Genomic DNA, 18,353 nt, shown 5'->3' with positions numbered 1-18,353 from the left:
TCCGATGACATCCTTCCTCTCCCCCGGGCTCGCCTCGTTCGAGATACCCGACGTGCCCGACCGCGCGCGCATGCGCCGCGACACCGGGGCCCGGCTGCGCGCGTCGATGGCCGCGCAGGGCATCGACATGCTGGTGCTGCTCAACAACAGCAACGTGGCCTACGCGACCGGGGCCAACTGGCCGCTCGGGGACGCCGGACTCGCACACGTGGAACGGCCCGTGGCCGTCGTGGTGGCCGGCGACCCCTGGCCGCACCTGTTCCTGCCGTTCCGGGAGGGCACAGCCGGGGAATCCGCACTGCCCGCCGATCACGTGCACGGGCCGGTGTATCTCGAATTCGACGAGGGCGTGAAGCTTTTCGCACGGCAGCTCGCCGAGCTGCGGCCCACGGGCGCGACCATCGCGGTCGACGAGTGCACCGGGGCCATGCTGCGCGCACAGTCCGAACTGTTCCCCGCCGGTCCGCCGGTGGATGCCTCGACCGTGGTCGGCCCGGCCAAACTGATCAAGACCCCCGACGAGATCTCCTGCATCCGCACGGCCTGCCGCATCACCGAACAGGCCATCGTGGACGTGCAGGCCGCCGCGGTGCCCGGGCGCAGGCAGATCGATCTCTCGGCCCAATTCATCCGGCGCGCTTTCGAACTCGGCGCCGGGGCCACCATGCTCGACGCGATCTGGCAGGTGATGCCCGAGACCAAGGCCGCGGGGGTGTGGACCACACACGGTGATCTGGCGCTGCCGCTGCTGACCACCGAACGCGAACTGGCCGCCGGCGACGTGCTGTGGACCGATGTCAGCATCACCTACGGCGGATACTGTTCGGACTTCGGGCGCACCTGGCTGGTCGGGGACACCCCGAATGCCCGCCAGCGCAGTCAATTCCGGCGCTGGCGCGACATTCTGACCGCGGTTCTGGACGTCACCAAGGCGGGCGCCACCGCGGCGGATCTGGCCCGTGCGGCCATCGCGGCCAACGACGGCAACAAACCGTGGCTGCCGCACTTTTATCTGGGCCACGGCATCGGCGTCAGCGCCGCGGAGATGCCCATGATCGGCACCGATCTGGGCGCGGACTACGACGAGAACTTCGTTTTCGAACCCGGCATGGTGCTGGTGCTCGAACCGGTCGTCTGGGAGGACGGCACGGGCGGGTACCGCAGTGAGGAAATCATCGTGATCACCGAGGACGGCTGGACCGCACTCACCGACTACCCCTACGCGCCCTATGAGAACTGAGATCCTGCCCGACGAACGGGCACTGCGACAGGGACGCCGCGAACGCGCACTCGAACAGATGCGCGCGCACGATCTGGACGTACTGGTGCTGGGACGCCAGGGCAACGCCCGCTACGTCGCGGGCGCGCCGCAACTATGGGTCGCCGGCACGCGGCCCTTCGGACCGGTCGCCACCCTGGTGCGCGAGAGCGGCGCGGTACATCTGCTGAGCACCTGGGACGAGGGTGTGCCCGAGGACATTCCGCACGAGCATCTCTACGGGCTCGCCTGGAATCCGATGAACCTGATCGAGGTGCTGCGCGGCATCGGCGGCGCGGACACCGCGCGCCGGGTCGGCACCGACGCGCTCTCACCCACCTTCGCGAAATTGCTGCCGCTGGCGTTCCCGAACGCCGAGCTCGTCGACGGGGAAACCGCCATGCGGGCCGCGCGGCGCATCAAGACACCCGAGGAGATCGCGACGCTGGGTGTGGCGCTGGAGGTCGCGCAGCTGGGGCTGGAGAGCGCCATCACGCGACTGGTTCCCGGTGTCGCCGAACAGGAATTGACCGGTGTGCTGCTCGAGGCCATGACCGCGGGCGGCATCAGCACCCCGGCCGCCCAGGATTCGGCGTGGGTGACCTCGCGCGAGCATCCGTGGCGGCGGCGCGATGGCGATCGCCGGGTGCGCGACGGAGATCTGGTCGCGGTGTCGGCGAGCGTGCTCGGCGACGGTTACATCGGCGAGGTGGCCCGCACGTATCCGGTGGGCGACTCCGGGCACGAGGGTGCGCGTGCGCTCTACCGCCGCTGGGATGGGCTGTGGGGCAGGCTGATCGAGGCGTGCCGTCCGGGCGCGAGTGCGTCCGGCCTGCTCTCCGCGTACGAGAGGGCGGGCGAGCCGTTGCCGCCCATGCCGGTCGCGCGGGGGCTCGGGATGGGGTTCGACCCGCCGGTGGTCTCGCCGCAGCTGCCCGAGACCGCCGCGGCCGAGGTGCTCGAACCCGGCATGGTGCTCGCGGTCACCGGTTACGTGTGGGAGGCGGGCGTCGGCGCGATCTTCGGGCGCGACGCGGTCCTCATCACCGACGACAGTGCGCGGGTATTGACCGACGCACCGCATTGGCCGCATCGATAGCGCGATGTCGTTCGACTCGGCCGCGCACCGCTCCGGTGGGTGCGGCCGGGATCACGCGGCAGGTGGTGCTGCCGATCGCACCGGGCCGACGGGCGCGCGGTGCCGACCCCGATCACGGTGAGAGACAATGGCATCCAATCGATCCGGCAACGGTTCCGTACCGCTGACACCCCTGCGCGGGTGGCGAGTGGCCGATCTGTCCAGCGGCATCGCGGGCGGGTACTGCACGAAGCTGCTCGCCGACGGCGGGGCGGAGGTCGTGAAACTCGAAGCGCCGCAGGGTGATTCTCTGCGTTGCTGGACCGCGTCGGGGACCGCTCTCGCTCCCGGTGCGGACGGCGCGCTGTTCGCGTTTCTCGCCGGCTCCAAACACAGTGTGGTTGCCGACCCCTCGAGCGATCTGGCTCTGGTGGAGAAGGTGCTCGGCGAATCGCAGGCCGTGGTCTGGACTCCGGGCTCTCCGCTGGCTGAGCATCCGCATCTGTCGCCGAAGGAGATTCGGCGCAGACACCCGCACCTGGTGGTCACGACGATCACCCCGTTCGGCCTCGACGGTCCATGGGCGGGCAGGGCCGCCACCGAGTTCACCCTGCAAGCCTGGTCGGGCGGAATCATCGGGCTGGGACGCGGTGCTCCCGACGAGCCGCCCGTGCACGTGGGCGGGCGAATCGGCGAATGGTTCGCGGGCGCTTACGCTTCGGCCGCCACGCTGACCGCGCGGTGGCGCACGCTGGGCACGCGGGCCGGGGAGCTGTGCGACGTATCGATGCTCGAGACCCAGATCCTGGGGCTGACCTATTACCCGGTGTCGTTCTACGAGGGGCTGGGCCGGGCGTTCCGGACCCAGCGGCGGCTCAGCGTGCCGGGGGTGGCCGGGGCGGCGGACGGCATGGTGGCGGTGGGGTGCGGGACCGCGCAGCAGTGGTTCGACCTGTGCGCGATGGTCGGGCACCCGGAGTGGATCGACGAGGGCCTGGAGGCCGGGATCACCGAAACCGCCAACCGCAAAGCGCCGGAGATCGCGGAGTGGATGGCCGCGCATCCGGTGGCGGTGATCAGCGACCTGGCCACCGCGTTCCGGATTCCCAGCGGACCGATCGCGCACGGCGCCAACGCTTTCGACCTCGACCAGCACGCCGATCGAGGATCGTTCACCACCAACCCGCGCGACGGATTTCGCCAGCCCGGGCCGCCGTATCGCACGACGCCACCGCTGCTGCGCGCGCCCGAACCCGCGCCCCGGCTCGGTGAGCACACCGCGCACTATCGATCCGCGCCGCCGCCCGCCACCGCCAACGGGCGGGCATCGAGTGCGCGCGAACCCGATCCGCTGCCGTTCCGCGGATTGCGCGTGCTGGATCTGACCACGTTCTGGGCCGGGCCCTCCTGCACCCATTACCTGGCAATGCTGGGCGCGGACGTGGTGCACGTGGAGTCCGCGCAGCGCCCCGACGGCACCCGCCTGGTCGCGGGCGTTCCCATGTCCGAGGATCTGTGGTGGGAACAGTCCCCGATCTTCACCGGGCTGAACACCAACAAACGCGGGCTGACCCTGGACTTCCGCTCCGATCAGGGCCGGGAAGTATTGCGCCGCTTGGTCGCTCGCTCGGATGTGATCGTCGAGAACTACACGCCGCGGGTCCTGGAACAGTTCGGCCTGGATTACGACGAGGTACGCGCGCTGCGCGCGGACGCGATCATGGTCCGCATGCCCGGGTTCGGCCTGACCGGGCCGTGGCGCGACAACCCCGCCTTCGCCTACGTCATCGAGGACACCTCGGGCCTGACCTGGCTCACCGGACACCGCGACCGAAATCCGGTGGAGCCCTATTCGATCGGTGATCCGAACGCCGGCGTCCACGCCCTCAACGCGCTGTTGCTGGCGCTCGAGCACCGCCGCACCACCGGGGCCGGCGTCCTGGTCGAGGCCGCGATGGTCGAGGCTGCCCTGAACGTCGCCGCCGAACAGGTCATCGAGCACTCGGCCTACGGCGCGCTCCTGGAGCGCGACGGCAACCGCGGGCCGGTCGCCGCCCCACAGAACCTCTACCGCGCGTCCGGCGCCGACGAGTTCGGCCGCAAGGACTGCTGGATAGCGCTGGCCGTCGAGACCGACGATCAGTGGGACAAACTCGTTACCGCCCTGGGCAATCCGGAATGGGCGCGCGTGCCCGGCCTGGCCACCGCCGCGGGCCGCCGCCGCGAACACGACCTGATCGACACCCGTCTGGCCGCCTGGTGCGCGCGCCACGACAGCGACGCGATCATCCGAATCCTCTGGGACGCAGGGGTTCCCGTGGCCAAGGTCATGCAGCCCCACCGTCAGCCCGAACTACCCCAACTCGAGGCCCGCCACTTCTTCGAACCCGTCTCCCACCCCGTGCTGCCCACCGCGCGCCACAGCACCCTGCCCGTTCACTTCTCCCATGGACCCGGCACCTTCCACCGCTCTCCCGCGCCACTGCTCGGCCAGCACAACACCGAGATTCTGGCGGCCCTGGGCATCTCTCCCGACGACATCGCCACGCTGATCGACGACGGAACGGTGGGCGGAACACCCGAGGTCCTGAAGGCGAACAAGCCGTGAGCAACTGATCGGCGAATGCATACGCAAGTGGTGATACCCAGCGGCCGGACGCACCCATCCTCCCGGTGAGGGTAGCCTGACCTGCCTTTTGATGCCCTGCATCAAGGGCTAGCCTGGGCACAGCATCGAAACCCTTCAATCACCTGGAGGAGTGACATGACCACAATGGAAATGCCGCACGTAGCCGAGTGCACGGTCAGCAACTGTTCCTACAACAACCACGACGGTTGCCACGCCTACGCGATCAACGTCTCCGGCCACAACGGCACGGCCGACTGCGGAACCTTCATCCCCCTGTCGGTCAAAGGCGGCCTCGACACGGTCACCACCAGCATGGTCGGCGCCTGCCAACGAGCCGACTGCACCCACAATCGCGACCTCGAATGCACGGCCAGCGACATCCACGTAGGCCCCGGCTCCGGGACGGACACCGCCCGCTGCCTGACCTATAGCGCCCGCTGAATTTCGAGTGATCCACCGCGCCGGCCGCTCGGGCCGGCGTGGGATGCGGTTGCTTCACGAACGTCGCCTGCCTCGCCCCGCACCGAGTTTCCGCTAGCTGCGAATCAATACCAACCAGCCGCCAGGTTCATGACCTGGCGGCTTTTGCCTGCCACAGGTGTCAGAAAGTGACACTTTTCGGGCACATCTGGGCAAACCCGCGGCATCTCTCAACTCAGGCTTCAAAGTGAAGTTATGACTTCACTTCAGTTGGAAGCTTTGCACGGGGCCGGAAAGTCATCGGACCGCAAGGTGTGTGCCACCCACGCGGCGAAGGCGAACGAAATCTGGAAGGAGGCGCACAAGCAATGAACACCTGGTTCCCCCGCACCCCGGAAGCCGATGCGCTCGTCGCAGAGGAGCGCCTTGTGCTCGCCGCTACCGAGATGGTCCACGAGGCACTACACGAAACCGGCACCACCAAGAAGCAACTCGCGGACAAGCTCGGCGTTCGACCGACCGAGATCAGTCAGCGACTGAGTGGCCGCAGGAACCTCACCTTGCGAAGCCTGGCGCAGATGATGCATGCATTGGGCTATGGCGTCGCACTGAACTCAGCGGATCCGATAGACATGGATGCGGCCGCGAGTCGAATCGGCCTCCGTGTCGTGAGTGAAACCGAACTCTCCGAGAATCGCTCGCGCAGTTGGGATGTCGGATTCCGAGTACAGATGAAACATGATGGCTCCGATCACGGCGATTTCATCAAGCGGCGCGTGGACGCAATCGTCAACGAGCTTCGCACCCTGGATCGAATCCGTGAGGTTGCGGTGAGCTACCCCGATGACGTGGCCGTACAGGTACAGCTCAGCGTCGAATCGGAAGATGTGCTGACTGCGAGCCAGATCGGGATCACCGCATTACGGACCGCTATCCACTCGGTAGGGGATCGCACTCCCGGCTGGGAGAAGCAAATCGAGCGGATGCTGCGCGATCTCCGAATCAGCATTGGCTCCGCCGACCATTCCGAGGAGACTACGACCTGCGGCTGAGCGGCTCGGTGCAGGAGCCGGGATGTGCGGCTCCGGGAGGTAGCCGGGCACGGTCCGGGCGTCTAGCTGTCGCCGTACGAGGTCGCGGCCCAGATCACACTCGGTCCCGGAATCACCCACGCCATCGGCCCGTTGAACTCGAATGTCGGCGTTCGGACAGCCCCGGGCCCCACCCCATCGTCGCTACGAGCGACCACCCGCCGAGAGGCGCTTGTTGGACGCCGACACCCTGAACATACGACGCCCCGGAACCGATCGGTTCCGGGGCGTCGTGCTTGGAGCACCGCGATCAACACCGGGACCAGGCAGCGTCCCAGGCACAGCAGCACACCGGCGGCGAGGGTGGCCGACGAGCGAGGGCCGCGCGTCTTCTCAACAGCCACAACGACCCTCGCACTCGCGGTCCGTCGAATCGGTGGCGGGAGCGCCGTCGAACGGGACCGGGCATCCGGGAGACTCGCTGCACACCAGCAGGTCCTCGCAGCCGGCGGCCAGCGCCGCGCGCAGGGTGTCTCGAACTTCGGTGAGCTCGGCGAGCTTGGCATCGACCTCGACCAGCTTCTCGCCCACCCGCGCCCGTAGCCCGGCGGCGGCGCGCCGACGCGACCCGACCCGAGTGCCTTCGAGCAGTTCGGCGACCTCGTCCAGAGTGAACCCGAGCCGTTGAGCTGCCTTGATCACCCGCAACACCGTCACCGAATCCTGGGGATACAGCCGGTGACCGCCCAGAGTCCGCTCGGGTTCGGCGAGCAAGCCGCGTCGCTCGTAGTAGCGCAGGGTCTGGGCGTTCACCCCGGCCGCGGCCGCCAGCTGACCGGTACGCAACGCGCTCACCGCCCGCCAGCGGCGATCGCGGATTCGGTGCGCGCGGCGAATGCATCGAGCACCTCGGTGTAGGTCGGCGGGACGCTCACGCTCATCACCAACCCCTGTGTGGTGCTGGTGAACTCGAAGGTGAAGAACGAACAGCAGCTCGATTCCCGCCCGGCCAGCTCCCGCGCGAGAGTTTCCGCGGCCGGGTCCACGACCACCTCCAGCCGTCCTGGAGCGGGCCGGCGGACCACACGCGCGGCGGTGGTGAACAAGTGGTCGAACTTGGCTACCCGGATCGGCTGCTCGACAGTGGGCAAGGTGCACGAGCTCGGCACCCAATCATTGTGAGCTGGTGTGATCGTCATGTATCGACGGTAAGCCTGTACCCAGGTACAGGATGCAACCCCTGACACCACCAAACGGTGAGACCCATCGTCTACGGCGGATCTACTCGATTTTCGTCGAATGCTGCTGGTACCCCGAAAGCAACAGAATCAAGCCAGGGGCGAAGAGTTCGTGAGGTGGGAGTGGCTGCGCGGGAATCCATTACCGACGTCCAAGTCCGGCCCCGCACACCTCCGACGATAGGCGAAGGTACCTGCGCTGTAGCGCGGCGGAAGCGGCCGTCATGGTGCCGCGCGGAACACCGCCGCCCCGGCCCCTCCGGTGAGGATCGGAGTCATCACCGTGCCCGGATAAACCACCGCGTGCGCGCGGAAGTCCGCGGGTGCCTTCCCCGGATCGAAGCGCACCGATTGGACCGGCCGCTCCCCCGCGAAGAACAAGAAGAACGCCTCGCGGAGCGCGCTGTCGTAGTGCCAGCCGTGCGACGTTTCGGGCAGATTCTCCCAGCAGATGTCGAATATCTGCGAGTCCGCGTTGAGCTCGGCCGCCCGCTCGCTCCGGACGATGACCATCCGGTCCCACCCGTCCACCGGCCACCCGGCCCGAACCGTCAACTCCCCGAGGGTGACCGGATCTCCCCCGCCGCGCGCGGTGGCCATCTCCAGACTCAACCGGCGATCCTCGCCCAGCCGGTCGGTGTCGTTGGCATCGAAGTCGAACCTCCTGTGGCAATCAGCCGGCAGCGCGGTCGGCGGAACCGGCGCACCACACCCCGATAGCAGCGCGACCCCCACGCACGCCAGCGCCGAACACCCCCACCGTCGAATCCTCACCCCGCAGTTCACCCTCGGCAGCCTGCCACACCGGACGGTCCGCTCCCGCCCGCCGGGCGGACTACTCGAAACAGACCGCAAGGTCTACTATTCGAAAATATGTTCGAATACTGGCCGGAGCCGTCCGCCGGCCCCTCACCGCGCCGCCTGGTCCAACCTCCCGTGCCGGTCACCGTGGACCTGGGATTGGCCATTTTCACCGACGGCACACACTTCGGCGCCGATGAACTCCCTTGTGGGTCCGCTCGGGCGGACTCCTGGTCACGGGCCGCTCACCGGGGCTCCTCTTGGCATGGGCGCGTTCGAGTTCCGGAGACTGGCTGGCCCTGGTCGAACTGAACCTGCTGACCGCCAACGGATTCGGGCGCGTCACCACCAGGCAATGGTGCACCCGCCGGGCCGTGGAGAAGGCCGGCGAGTGATGCCGGCGTGCCGGGCCGACGCACACATCACCTGCGGCGGCGACCAGCCACGGCGTCTACTCGAGAAGCAAATCTGCAATCTGCCACCGTGTTCGGGGTGGAGAGGCCGCGGCCGCAGTCTGCTGCGGCACAACACCTCTCCGAGGTTTCACACGTCCCGATCCGGACCAAACTCACGCGGGGGCACCCAGTGGCGGGTGCTCGAGTACCCGGGGCTTGTATTCGACCAGTTGGATGCCGCTATCGAACGTGCGGTGCTCGGTCATGTCCAGGGCCACGTCCGGGTAACCGTCGTAGATGCGCTCCGCGCCCGTGGCGCCGGTGATCACCGGGAACATCACCACGCGGAACCGGTCGACGAGGCCGGCGCGCAGCAGGGACCGGCACAGGCTCAGGCTCCCGATTGTGGTGAGCAGCTCCGAGCGGCTCGACTTCATCGCGCGGACCGCCTCGACGGCGTCGTCGCGAACCAGCGTGGAGTTGGACCACGTCAGCGGAGCCTCGAGGGAGGACGAGAACACGACTTTGGTCGCCTTCGTGAGGCCGTCGACCGATGCCTCTTCCTCGGGGCGGAACTCGGCCTGGCCGTCGGGGACGTCGCCGGCGGCGAAGCCCGACATCAGGCGGTAGGTGTTCGCGCCCATCAGGTACGTGGCCTCGGGCTGCTCGCCCAGCCAGGCGAGGTACTCCGGGCCCTCGAGGCCCCAGAAGCCGGGCCAGCCCTCTCCGGACGCGTATCCGTCGAGGGAGGTGATGAAGTCGACCAGAAGCTCCGACATGGCGGTGTCCTTTCGTTGGGTGTTATGGGTTCTGACCGGTCGGTGGGCGCAAACTCATCGGCCGGGCCGGAAACCCGGCGTATGGCGAGCTGCGCAGCTTGTTTCTGGAAGCGCCGCGGCGAACCTGCGAGCGATGCTGTTCGAACGCGAACAAAGGGAGCATCGACATGAGTATTACTGCGGAGCTGGGTGTTTCACGGGTTCTCTCGCTGCCACAGGGGCCCGTTCGAATCTATGAACGCGGCACCGGACAGCCGGTGGTCTTCGTCCAGGGGTTGTTCGCCAACGCCGCCGCGTGGCGCAAGGTGGTGCCGGCGCTCGCGGACGAGTATCGATGCATAACGGCGGATTGGCCGTTCGGCGCGCACCACCTGCCGATGTCCGCGCAGGCGGATCTGACTCCCATCGGGCTGGCCGGCACCGTCGCCGACGTCCTCGACCACCTCGACCTGAACGACGTGATTCTGGTCGGAAACGACGGCGGCGGCATGGTCTCCCAACTGGTTGTCACCCGGCGGCCGGATCGAGTCGGCGGACTGGTGCTGACTCCCTGCGACGCCTATGAGAACTTCCCGCCGCCACAGTTCGACTATCTGTGCCGGATCGCCCGGGTCCCGGGCATCACGCCCCTGGCAGCGCGAGTTCTGCGCATCGAGGCGATCCGGCTCGGCTGCGCTCGATCCCGGTACGGATTCGGTCAATTGCACAGTGGCCCAATCGATGTGGAGGTTCTCGACCATTACCTGCGGGGGCTGATCAACGAACGCGGTGTGCTCACCGACGCGATCAAGTTTCTGCGGGCGGTCGACAACAGGTACACCCTCGAGGCGGCCCGCCAGTTCTCGTCGGTCACCCTGCCGGTGTTGATCGCATGGTCGCCCGAGGACGAGGTATTCCCCATTCGGCACGGCCACAGGCTTGCTGCCGACTTCCCCAACGCGCGGTTGGAGATGATCGAGAACTCTCGCACCTGGGTGGCCGAAGACCAGCCCGACCGCCTCGCGTCCCTGATCCGGCAATTCGCCGCGACCGTCGGTGCGCACAACCGGTGACGACCGCTCGCAACTCCGCACCGCGCTGACGAAGGGCTCCAACCGATCACACGTTGTCGCCGCGCCCCGCGATCCCGGCGACCGCGTGCGGGGGCAGCGTCAACCACTCCTCACCCTCGGGCGAGGCGATCCTGCACCGAACCCAGCCCCCGGCCTCGAACGCGATCGAGTCGGCCTCGACGTGACCCTTGACCAGCGGCGAACCGTCCGGCGAAGTCGCGAATTGGGTTGCGGTATCGGTGAGGTAGACGCGTATGGGGGCCATGGACCCAAACATACGAGCAGCGTGCGCACCGGGCTCCACGCAACTCCGGCGCAGGCCAAGATGTGATCCACGAAGGTGCGCCGATCACGTCCCACGGTTCAACCCTGCAACAGGACACGTGTTTGCGTGGCGAGATCCAGCGCCCTCGCGCACTGAAAGAGCATGAGCGGGCGTGCATTCCAGAGGCCGCGTACCCCCACCGGTGCCCTCCCCGTCGATGCGGTCGCTGCACACAGGGTGCCGATTGAGTCGGCCCAGCGGAGGTATATCCCCGGTATGTGTGTGAGGCAGAGCTTTTCGGTGGGTGCCGGGCACTCGAGGCCAGGTCCGGGTCGCACTCGAACCTTCCTCGGCTGGGAACGCGGCGTAATAGCGATCACGCCTGTGCACTTGTGCGACAACCCCAAAGTTACGAAACGTAAGTTACACTTCGTAACCAGAGGACGCCGGTCGTGACGCCTCGAGATCGCTTGGCGCGCCGGTCCTTTGCTCTGATGAGGGAGAACAGCGTGCGGATGTCTTCGATCGTGGACTGGGTCGATTGCGGCGTTCAGCTGGTGCGTTGGTTGCCGACCTGGAAGCGCTACAACCGTGACCACCGGCCCGAAGGCATGGCGCCCGTGTTCGTTTCGGCGCGGCGGGCCGCGGCGATGATCGAGGACAGCGCGGTCGTGGCGGGTGCGGGGCTCGGGGCGCACGGGCGGGCCTCGACCCTGTACTTCGCGATCCGGGACCAGTTCGCGGAGACCGGGCATCCGGCGGGGCTGACCTGGATTCACTGCGGGGGCGGCGGGGGCCGGGGCAAGCTGCCGGGCACGCTCGACGATCTCACCGCGCCGGGGCTGCTGGCCCAGGTGATCACCGGGCACACCCAGACGATGCCGGGCCTGCGCGACCGTGCGGCGGCCGGTGACCTGGAGATGCACGTGTTCCCGCAGGGGGTGCTGTCGCGGTTGATCGAGGGCCAGGCCGACGGGGTCCGGACCCTGTCGTCACCGATCGGGGTGGGGACGTTCGTCGACACCCGCGTCGGGGCGGGGACGGTGTTGTGCGCGGATTCCGGGCCGAGTATGTCCAGCCCGAACGGAGAGATGATCGATTACCGGTTGCCGCAGATCGATACGGCGGTGTTCTTCGCGCCCTGGGCCGATGCGCGCGGCAACATCTATTTCGACGGTGCGAATTGCCTGACCGAGATGGATGACATCGCCCGGGCCGCCCGGGCGGGCGGAGGGCAGGTGCTGGTCATGGTGGCGGGGATTCTCGATGACGAGCAGATCGCGGGAGCACCGGCGCTGACAGTCGATCAGGTCGACGCGATCGTGGTGTCCCGTCATGCCGAACAGGTTGCGTCGCTGCCGCAAACCCGGCAGCGCAGCGACTTTCTGCCCGGCGCCGACGGCGACCGTGACCGGATCCTGCAGCGGACCGCCGTACTGGATCGGCTGATGGGGGCCGCGCCCGTGCGCGGTGACGCGGACCGTGCGGTGGCCCGGCTCGCCGCCGAGCTGATCGGCGAGAACACCGCCGGTGGTGACTGGGTCAATATCGGAACCGGTCTGCCGGAGGAAGTCGCTTCGGTGATGCACACCGGCGCCGAGGACGGGCGATTCCAGTTCTGCTTGGAGACAGGGGTTCTCGGTGGCACTCCGGTTCCCGGCGGGCTCTTCGGGGTGGCGATCGGCCCGCAAGAGTTGCACAGTTCCGCCTGGATGTTCCGGCATTTCGCGACGAAGCTGTCCGCGGCATGTCTGGGCATGCTCGAATTCGATGTCGCGGGCAACGTCAACGTGTCGCGCACCGGACCCGGCGTGGAGCATTCGATCGGGCCCGGCGGCTTCATCGACATCGCCGATGCCGCACCGACCGTGGTGTTCGTGGGTTCGTGGCGGCGCGGCGCGCAGGCCCGCGTCACCGGCGACGGGCAGCTGCGGCTGAGTGATGGCGGCAGCGCCAAACTGGTGTCGCGGGTTCGAGAGATCACCTTCGACGGCCCGTCCGCGTATCGGCGTGGCAAGACGGTCTACTACGTCACCCAGGTGGGCGCTTTCCGGCTCGGCGAGCACGGAGTGGTCCTGACCCATCTCATGCCCGGTATCGACATCGATCGCGATATCCGTTCGGTGATGCCCGACATCGCGGTGGTCGAGGGCGGGCCCGTCCGGGTGGGTACCGAGATCACCACCGGGGCGGGATTCAAGGTGCGCTGAGAATCGCGAGTGGTTTTCCCCCACAGCGCTTTCGACTCAGGAAGAAGAGCCCGTCAGGGCACGGGCGGCCCCCACTACAAGCGTGCAGTACAGATCCAGCACCTGCGCCTGGGGAACCGCGCGGTTCTGCAACCACCACCGCCCGAGTTGCTCCCCGATGCCGGAGATCGCGTAGGCGAAGGCGGTCAGCTCGTGGTCTGGCAGCTCGTGCAGGAACGGGCGGGCCAGTTCGGCGATGCGGGCGATCGTGGCGGCACGCAGTTCGGTGAGCTGGTCGGCCACCTCGCCCGTCAGGCTGGCGGAGCTCGTGAACAGCAGCGCCCACCGCCGGGGATTGGCGGCGATGAGCTCGAAATACGGTGCGCCACCGGCCCGTATCGCCGAATCCATATCGGCGTCGGCGGGATCGAGGCTGTCGATGACACTGCGCTCGAACTGCTCACGCGCGCGACGGACGCAGGCGATGAATATGCCGTCCTTGGACCCGTGATGCTGGTAGACGATCGGACGCGAAACCCCTGCGGTGCGGGCGATCTCGTCCAGGGTCACCCCTTCGTATCCCCGCTCGGTGAACAGCCCTTCGGCGACGTCGAGCAACTGCTGCTCACGCTCGGGACCTGACAGCCGCACCCGCCGCTCGGGTCCCAGCGCAGTCGCGTCCACCATGAGATCCACCCCGACTTCCGGCTCGCTCCCCCGCCGGGCGGAGGCTGTAATGGGCAGTGCGCCTTATCGGGCCGAACCGGGTGCCGGCCGATGTCGCGGAACTTGCATCATGTCAACCTACTCGCACGGCGTCGGCGCGCATCGCGTCGCCGGGGTGTAGATCGCCGACTGCCCTGTCTCCGGTGCGGGCTCAACGCGCCGTGCCCGACGGCGAGGTCGCTACATGCTCCAGCGGCGGGGGCCGGTTCGCGCCGGCCCCACCACGGTCGACCTACGACGCGACGGTCGGCTGATCCACCGCCCACAGCCACGACCCGTCGGGCTGGCGGCGCGCGACCTCGACGGTCACCTCGCCATTGTCCAGGGTGCAGGCGGTCAGCGCGACATCCCCGCTGACCAGTTGCGGATGCTGGCGGCCGGGAACGAGAACCGGTGCGGCGGCGACGAACTGCTCGTACACCTTGCGGATTTCCGCGTGCCCGGTGGCGACACTGCCGGGCGGGAACGCCAGCACCGCGTCCGGCTCGTACAGCGCCACCAATCCGTCGACGTCGCCGGCGTTCGCGCGCTCGATGAAGAACTTACCCAGGTCATTCGGCTCGGTGGCCACGTTGTTGCTCATGGGGACAAGCTTTCTCGATGCACCCGGAGCGCAACAGTGGCCCGATGGCCGCGTATCGATAAATTCGGGCCAGCTAGTCGACCTTGTGAAAACGGGCGTCGAGAAGGGCGAAGGCGCCGAACGCCGCCAGACCGAGCGCGACGATCAGCAGCAGCGGGGTGCCGTAGGACTGGGCGGCCAGGGTTTTGAGGGCCACGTCCAACCCGGTCGCCTTGTGCGGCTGACTCTGTACCGCGGCCGCGATCACGAGCGCCCCCGCGCCGGCGTACACCGCGCCCACCGCCGCGTAGCCGATCTGCCCGAGCCGGATCACGAGTCGTTCGGTCGACCGGCTGACGGTGCTGAAGTCCTGCTCCTCGCGGAATCGCTTCGTCCACCCGTGGTGGGCGACGAACGCGCCAACGGCGATGATGGCGAGCCCGATGACGATCACCACCGGTTTGCCCCACTCTTTGTCGAGCATGCTGCCGACGAGCCCTTGCTGCGCCTGGTCGGTCGAGGAGGCCGGCTTACCGTTCGCGAGCTTGACCGCACTGAAGGCGAGGTAGGCGAACAGGATCGCCTCCCCGACGTTGGTCGCGCGCGACACCTTCTGTCTGCTGGTGTTGCGCGGGCCGGTGCCGGCCTCGAGCAGCTGCCAGAGCGCGGTGAACCCGAGCCCGATGGCGATGAGCCACAACACCGATTTGCCACCCGCGTTCTCCGCGAGGTGCTGCAGCGCACCGGTCTTGTCCGCTCGGCCGCCGGCGTCGCCGAGCGCCACCTGCACACAGAGCCAGCCCACGAGCAGATGGACAACGCCGTACGCCACCAGCCCTACTCGTACCGCGAATTGGAACAGCGCGTTCCCGGACACCTCGTGATGAACCTGATTCGTGTTCGCCATAATCACACCCAGAAAAAGCCGCAACCGCGGGCCGACATCGGACGGTTCGGGCATTGCCCGAACGACGCGATCCAAACGTCGGACGGCGTGAGCATGCGAGCGCCCCTAGCCGATACGTATCTCAGCGCCCCGGCCCGACGACGACAAAAGCGAGGATCGAGACTGCGCCGCCGATCACCTCCTCGTCGGGTGCGAGGCGATAGCCAGCAGCAAGGCGATTGACGTCGCATTGGTCCTTTTTCCAGCGCCCGCTCACCGTGCTCCCATTTCGTCCGGCGGCTGGCCGGCACTCCCCCGCACGTACGTCGCATACGGCTCGACGGTGATCAGGTCCACGGCCTGAACCAACGCCGCAGGAACTATGCCGCCGAAATGAGACAAGCTCGGCACGATCACCGCTTCGGCTCCCAGATTGCGCACGACATTGATCAGGCGGTCGACCGGTGCGTCCGTGTACTGGTCGAACACAACAGTTCTCGCGACGACGTAGCCGAGACGACTGGCCACAGAACGCGTTTGGGCCGTGTCCCATTCCTCCCGAGTTCCAGAGATGTCGGCCCGCAGATAGTCGAGCGCGGTGGGCTCACCAAGCATCATCGCCACCCCCTACCGACTGGGACATAGGTTCGAGCGGTTTCGATCACCAAGCGCGCCTGGATCTCAGCAACGCTGGGTCCGTTCTGGTGGCAGTTAGCCGGGGCCATGTGTCTGAATGCCGCCGGTGCGATGGCAAGTACTAACGCGACGAGGATGATTTCCATGTCGGGTGCCTCCCGGTCCCTGAATAACGTGGAGTGCACCCGGCACCTGGGGCGGTCGGCATCGTCCCGTAGTTACGAACTTGGTCGATGCTGCGGCTGAACCCGGCACCGGGGCTGGATTCAGCCTGCTCGGCTCAGCTCCCTGATCCCACCCATGGAACTACGACGCTGGTCGTACGCTTCTGTTACGGACCGTTGCGAGGGTGGAGCAGGGGCAACCATGATTGTCGAGAAGTGGACAGCGACAGAGGTAAAGGCGCTGCGCAAGGCCGCCCTGCGCCTGTCCCAAGAGGAGTTGCACGAAGTCATCGGGTTTCAGACTTCGACCATTCAGAAGTGGGAGCAGCGAGCCAGTCTGGACCGTCCGGTTGTCGGTCGTTCGGCGGAGGCCCTCGATACAGTCCTGGCCAACCTCAGTGCCGCACAGCTGCAAAGGTTTTGTGCAGCACTCGACGCTGCGCAATCAACAACCGCCGGGCATCCTGTCCCTAGTAGTAACGAGGATCCGATCGATGCCACACCACACCGGCCAAGGGCAGGTGAGCTCGGCCTGTACGCATGGGAAGTGGACGACGACGTGAAACGACGTGAATTCGGAACCCTGGCGACGATGGGGCTTGTTGCCATGCTCGCAGGCGAGCAGAACCGCCTCGACGCAGGCGATGTCCGGCGTCTGCTTACAGGTGTGGACGCGTTGGAGGTCGAGGATCAGCGGTCCGGCGGCGCGGGCCTTGTCGATTTCGCTGTCGAGCAACTCGCGCTCGCCAAACACAAGCTCGACACCTGCAGCTATGACGAGGCGGTCGGTGACGCATTCGCTAGCGCGACAGGACATCTCGCAGTAATGGCCGGCTGGCTCGCCTATGATGCCGATCGCCACCCTCTCGCCCGCCGCTTGTATTCCGATGCGCTGGCACTCGGAACCGAATCCAACGACAACGACCTCCTCGCACACACCTGCCTGTACTCCGCGAATCAATCCATCGCCCTGAGCCGCGCCGGCATCGGAAGCCCTTATCACGCGTTGAAACTCATTCGCCGTGCACGCGATCTCATGCGCGGCCGCCCACCCGGCCGGATTCATGCACTCGTCGCGGTCCGCGAGGCCCAAGCCCAAGGGATGGTCGGTGACCGCGTCGCCTTCGGTCGTGCCCTCGCAACCGCCTGGCGCGAGATGGACAGCGCGGCGCACTACGAACCCCTCGAGCAGTGCCCGCAATGGTTGCGGTTCGTCACACACTCCGAGATCGCGGGACACGAAGCCCGCGGCTATGGCGATCTGGGCGAAACAACTCGATCGGTCGCGCTCTACGCCGCAGCGGCAGACCAACAATCCAGCGTCCGCAACTCCCTGCACCTCAGCGCATGGTCAGCCGCGTCGCGAATACAACTGCGCGACATCAATGGTGCTGTCGGAGAGGGCCTTCCGGTGCTCAAGAAGCTCGCCACAATCTCATCAGTGCGAACGCTGAGAGTGCTCGAGCCCGTTCGCCATTCGGTGGGACAGTCAGCATCCGGGGACGAGTTCCGCCACCTGTTCGATGCCCTCACAGAGAAGGCCATTGCATCGTGACCACCCCCAGCTTCGAACACTACTCGGCCACCCGAGCTCGCGAACTCCGCGCCGTTGTCGAAGACATCTACCGTCGCTCGTACACCGAAGCTATCGCTTCAGGCGATCCATTCGACTCACCAACAGAATTCATGAACCGGTTCGATGCCTACACCGATCCCCGCCGCAGCAGCGGATTCGAACTGGTCCTCGCGCGCGTCGATGACAAACCTGCCGGCCAAACTTGGGGCTGGCCTCTGCCGGCGAACGCGCGATGGTGGGAACAACTCACGTTGGACGAAGGCGACATCCGTGACTTCACCCTTGAAGACGGGTCGCGGACTTTCGCACTCAGCGAGATCATGGTGTGCGCCGAACACACCGGTCAGGGACTCGCACGCGCCTTACACGACGAACTGATCGGTAGCCGACCGGAACAGCGCGCGACCTTGCTCGTCGAGCCGGACAACGACCGCGCCTACGCGGCGTACCTCAAATGGGGATGGCATCGGGTCGGATCCCTTCGGCCTCAATGGGAGAACGCGCCGAAGTTCGACGTCCTGATCTACATCAATCACTAGCAAGCGGAATACAGCAACATCGATCTGATGATGGCCTACATCAGCGTAGGAGACCTCGATGCCGCGCCAGCTGTTGCCGGAACTGCGGGATGCTGACCGCGGCCAACCGATACCCGCAGCTGGTGGCCT

At 67.1% G+C, this 18,353-nt stretch carries 20 protein-coding genes; 10 read left to right on the top strand and 10 right to left on the bottom strand.

What is annotated here, in order from left to right:
* Positions 1-4: 4 nt before the first annotated feature.
* The 5 genes from ACFVBH_RS24690 to ACFVBH_RS24670 all read left to right on the top strand — a co-directional run bounded on the left by ACFVBH_RS24690 (position 5) and on the right by ACFVBH_RS24670 (position 6,437).
* Positions 5-1,240 carry a M24 family metallopeptidase gene (locus tag ACFVBH_RS24690; protein ID WP_379004884.1) on the top strand — a complete coding sequence of 412 codons (1,236 nt, stop codon included), beginning with the start codon at positions 5-7 and terminating at the stop codon, positions 1,238-1,240.
* Positions 1,230-2,357 carry a M24 family metallopeptidase gene (locus ACFVBH_RS24685; protein ID WP_379004882.1) on the top strand — a complete coding sequence of 376 codons (1,128 nt, stop codon included), beginning with the start codon at positions 1,230-1,232 and terminating at the stop codon, positions 2,355-2,357. The genes ACFVBH_RS24690 and ACFVBH_RS24685 overlap by 11 nt, the downstream gene beginning before the upstream one ends.
* Positions 2,358-2,484: 127 nt before the next feature.
* Entirely contained in the window at positions 2,485-4,944 is a 2,460-nt protein-coding gene (locus ACFVBH_RS24680) for a CoA transferase (protein WP_379004880.1), read from the top strand.
* Positions 4,945-5,100: 156 nt separating this feature from the next.
* Positions 5,101-5,406 carry a DUF1540 domain-containing protein gene (locus ACFVBH_RS24675; RefSeq protein WP_354988728.1) on the top strand — a complete coding sequence of 102 codons (306 nt, stop codon included), beginning with the start codon at positions 5,101-5,103 and terminating at the stop codon, positions 5,404-5,406.
* A gap of 347 nt (positions 5,407-5,753) precedes the next feature.
* On the top strand, positions 5,754-6,437 hold the full coding sequence (locus tag ACFVBH_RS24670) for a helix-turn-helix domain-containing protein (protein WP_379004878.1): 684 nt from the start codon (positions 5,754-5,756) through the stop codon (positions 6,435-6,437).
* A 372-nt stretch (positions 6,438-6,809) separates the two neighbouring features.
* Here ACFVBH_RS24670 and ACFVBH_RS24665 read toward each other — a convergent pair whose 3' ends face one another.
* The 3 genes from ACFVBH_RS24665 to ACFVBH_RS24655 form a co-directional block, all read right to left on the bottom strand.
* On the bottom strand, positions 6,810-7,271 hold the full coding sequence (locus ACFVBH_RS24665) for a MerR family transcriptional regulator (RefSeq protein ID WP_379004876.1): 462 nt from the start codon (positions 7,269-7,271) through the stop codon (positions 6,810-6,812).
* Positions 7,268-7,615 carry a hypothetical protein gene (locus ACFVBH_RS24660; RefSeq protein WP_379004874.1) on the bottom strand — a complete coding sequence of 116 codons (348 nt, stop codon included), beginning with the start codon at positions 7,613-7,615 and terminating at the stop codon, positions 7,268-7,270. Before ACFVBH_RS24660 ends, ACFVBH_RS24665 begins: the two co-directional genes overlap by 4 nt.
* A 261-nt stretch (positions 7,616-7,876) precedes the next feature.
* Entirely contained in the window at positions 7,877-8,266 is a 390-nt protein-coding gene (locus tag ACFVBH_RS24655) for a hypothetical protein (RefSeq protein ID WP_379004872.1), read from the bottom strand.
* Positions 8,267-8,715: 449 nt separating this feature from the next.
* On the opposite strand from ACFVBH_RS24655, the gene ACFVBH_RS24650 reads away from it, so the two are divergent.
* Positions 8,716-8,850, top strand: coding sequence for a hypothetical protein (locus tag ACFVBH_RS24650; RefSeq protein WP_379004870.1), 135 nt, complete (start codon positions 8,716-8,718; stop codon positions 8,848-8,850).
* Positions 8,851-9,023: 173 nt separating this feature from the next.
* Here the strand turns inward: ACFVBH_RS24650 and ACFVBH_RS24645 are convergent, their stop codons facing one another.
* Positions 9,024-9,629: a dihydrofolate reductase family protein gene (locus tag ACFVBH_RS24645; RefSeq protein WP_379004868.1), complete on the bottom strand. Its 606-nt coding sequence runs from the start codon at positions 9,627-9,629 to the stop codon at positions 9,024-9,026.
* A gap of 167 nt (positions 9,630-9,796) precedes the next feature.
* Between ACFVBH_RS24645 and ACFVBH_RS24640 the strand changes: the two genes are divergently transcribed.
* Positions 9,797-10,681, top strand: a complete 885-nt coding sequence (locus tag ACFVBH_RS24640; protein WP_379004866.1) for an alpha/beta fold hydrolase — start codon at positions 9,797-9,799, stop codon at positions 10,679-10,681.
* 46 nt (positions 10,682-10,727) lie between these two features.
* On the opposite strand, the gene ACFVBH_RS24635 is transcribed toward ACFVBH_RS24640, so the two are convergent.
* Positions 10,728-10,946 carry a hypothetical protein gene (locus ACFVBH_RS24635; protein ID WP_379004864.1) on the bottom strand — a complete coding sequence of 73 codons (219 nt, stop codon included), beginning with the start codon at positions 10,944-10,946 and terminating at the stop codon, positions 10,728-10,730.
* Positions 10,947-11,455: 509 nt separating this feature from the next.
* Here ACFVBH_RS24635 and ACFVBH_RS24630 point away from each other — a divergent pair.
* Positions 11,456-13,156, top strand: coding sequence for a hypothetical protein (locus ACFVBH_RS24630; RefSeq protein WP_379004862.1), 1,701 nt, complete (start codon positions 11,456-11,458; stop codon positions 13,154-13,156).
* Between the two features lie 36 nt (positions 13,157-13,192).
* Here ACFVBH_RS24630 and ACFVBH_RS24625 read toward each other — a convergent pair whose 3' ends face one another.
* From ACFVBH_RS24625 to ACFVBH_RS24605, 5 genes are all read right to left on the bottom strand, one after another.
* A complete protein-coding gene (locus ACFVBH_RS24625) occupies positions 13,193-13,822 on the bottom strand; it encodes a TetR/AcrR family transcriptional regulator (protein WP_379004860.1) in 630 nt (209 codons plus the stop codon).
* Between the two features lie 271 nt (positions 13,823-14,093).
* Entirely contained in the window at positions 14,094-14,444 is a 351-nt protein-coding gene (locus ACFVBH_RS24620) for a YybH family protein (RefSeq protein ID WP_379004858.1), read from the bottom strand.
* A 73-nt stretch (positions 14,445-14,517) separates the two neighbouring features.
* Positions 14,518-15,330 (bottom strand): DUF1206 domain-containing protein, encoded by an 813-nt coding sequence (locus ACFVBH_RS24615; protein WP_379004856.1) that lies wholly within the window; start codon positions 15,328-15,330, stop codon positions 14,518-14,520.
* A gap of 121 nt (positions 15,331-15,451) precedes the next feature.
* Entirely contained in the window at positions 15,452-15,586 is a 135-nt protein-coding gene (locus ACFVBH_RS24610) for a hypothetical protein (RefSeq protein ID WP_379004854.1), read from the bottom strand.
* Positions 15,583-15,927 carry a hypothetical protein gene (locus ACFVBH_RS24605; protein ID WP_379004852.1) on the bottom strand — a complete coding sequence of 115 codons (345 nt, stop codon included), beginning with the start codon at positions 15,925-15,927 and terminating at the stop codon, positions 15,583-15,585. Before ACFVBH_RS24605 ends, ACFVBH_RS24610 begins: the two co-directional genes overlap by 4 nt.
* A gap of 384 nt (positions 15,928-16,311) precedes the next feature.
* On the opposite strand from ACFVBH_RS24605, the gene ACFVBH_RS24600 reads away from it, so the two are divergent.
* Entirely contained in the window at positions 16,312-17,664 is a 1,353-nt protein-coding gene (locus ACFVBH_RS24600) for a helix-turn-helix domain-containing protein (protein ID WP_379004850.1), read from the top strand.
* Entirely contained in the window at positions 17,661-18,224 is a 564-nt protein-coding gene (locus ACFVBH_RS24595) for a GNAT family N-acetyltransferase (protein WP_379004848.1), read from the top strand. Before ACFVBH_RS24600 ends, ACFVBH_RS24595 begins: the two co-directional genes overlap by 4 nt.
* Positions 18,225-18,353 lie beyond the last annotated feature (129 nt).

This window comes from Nocardia sp. NPDC057668 (genome assembly GCF_042799795.1).
GTDB lineage: Bacteria > Actinomycetota > Actinomycetes > Mycobacteriales > Mycobacteriaceae > Nocardia.
This window is presented reverse-complemented; position numbering and strand designations above follow the sequence as displayed.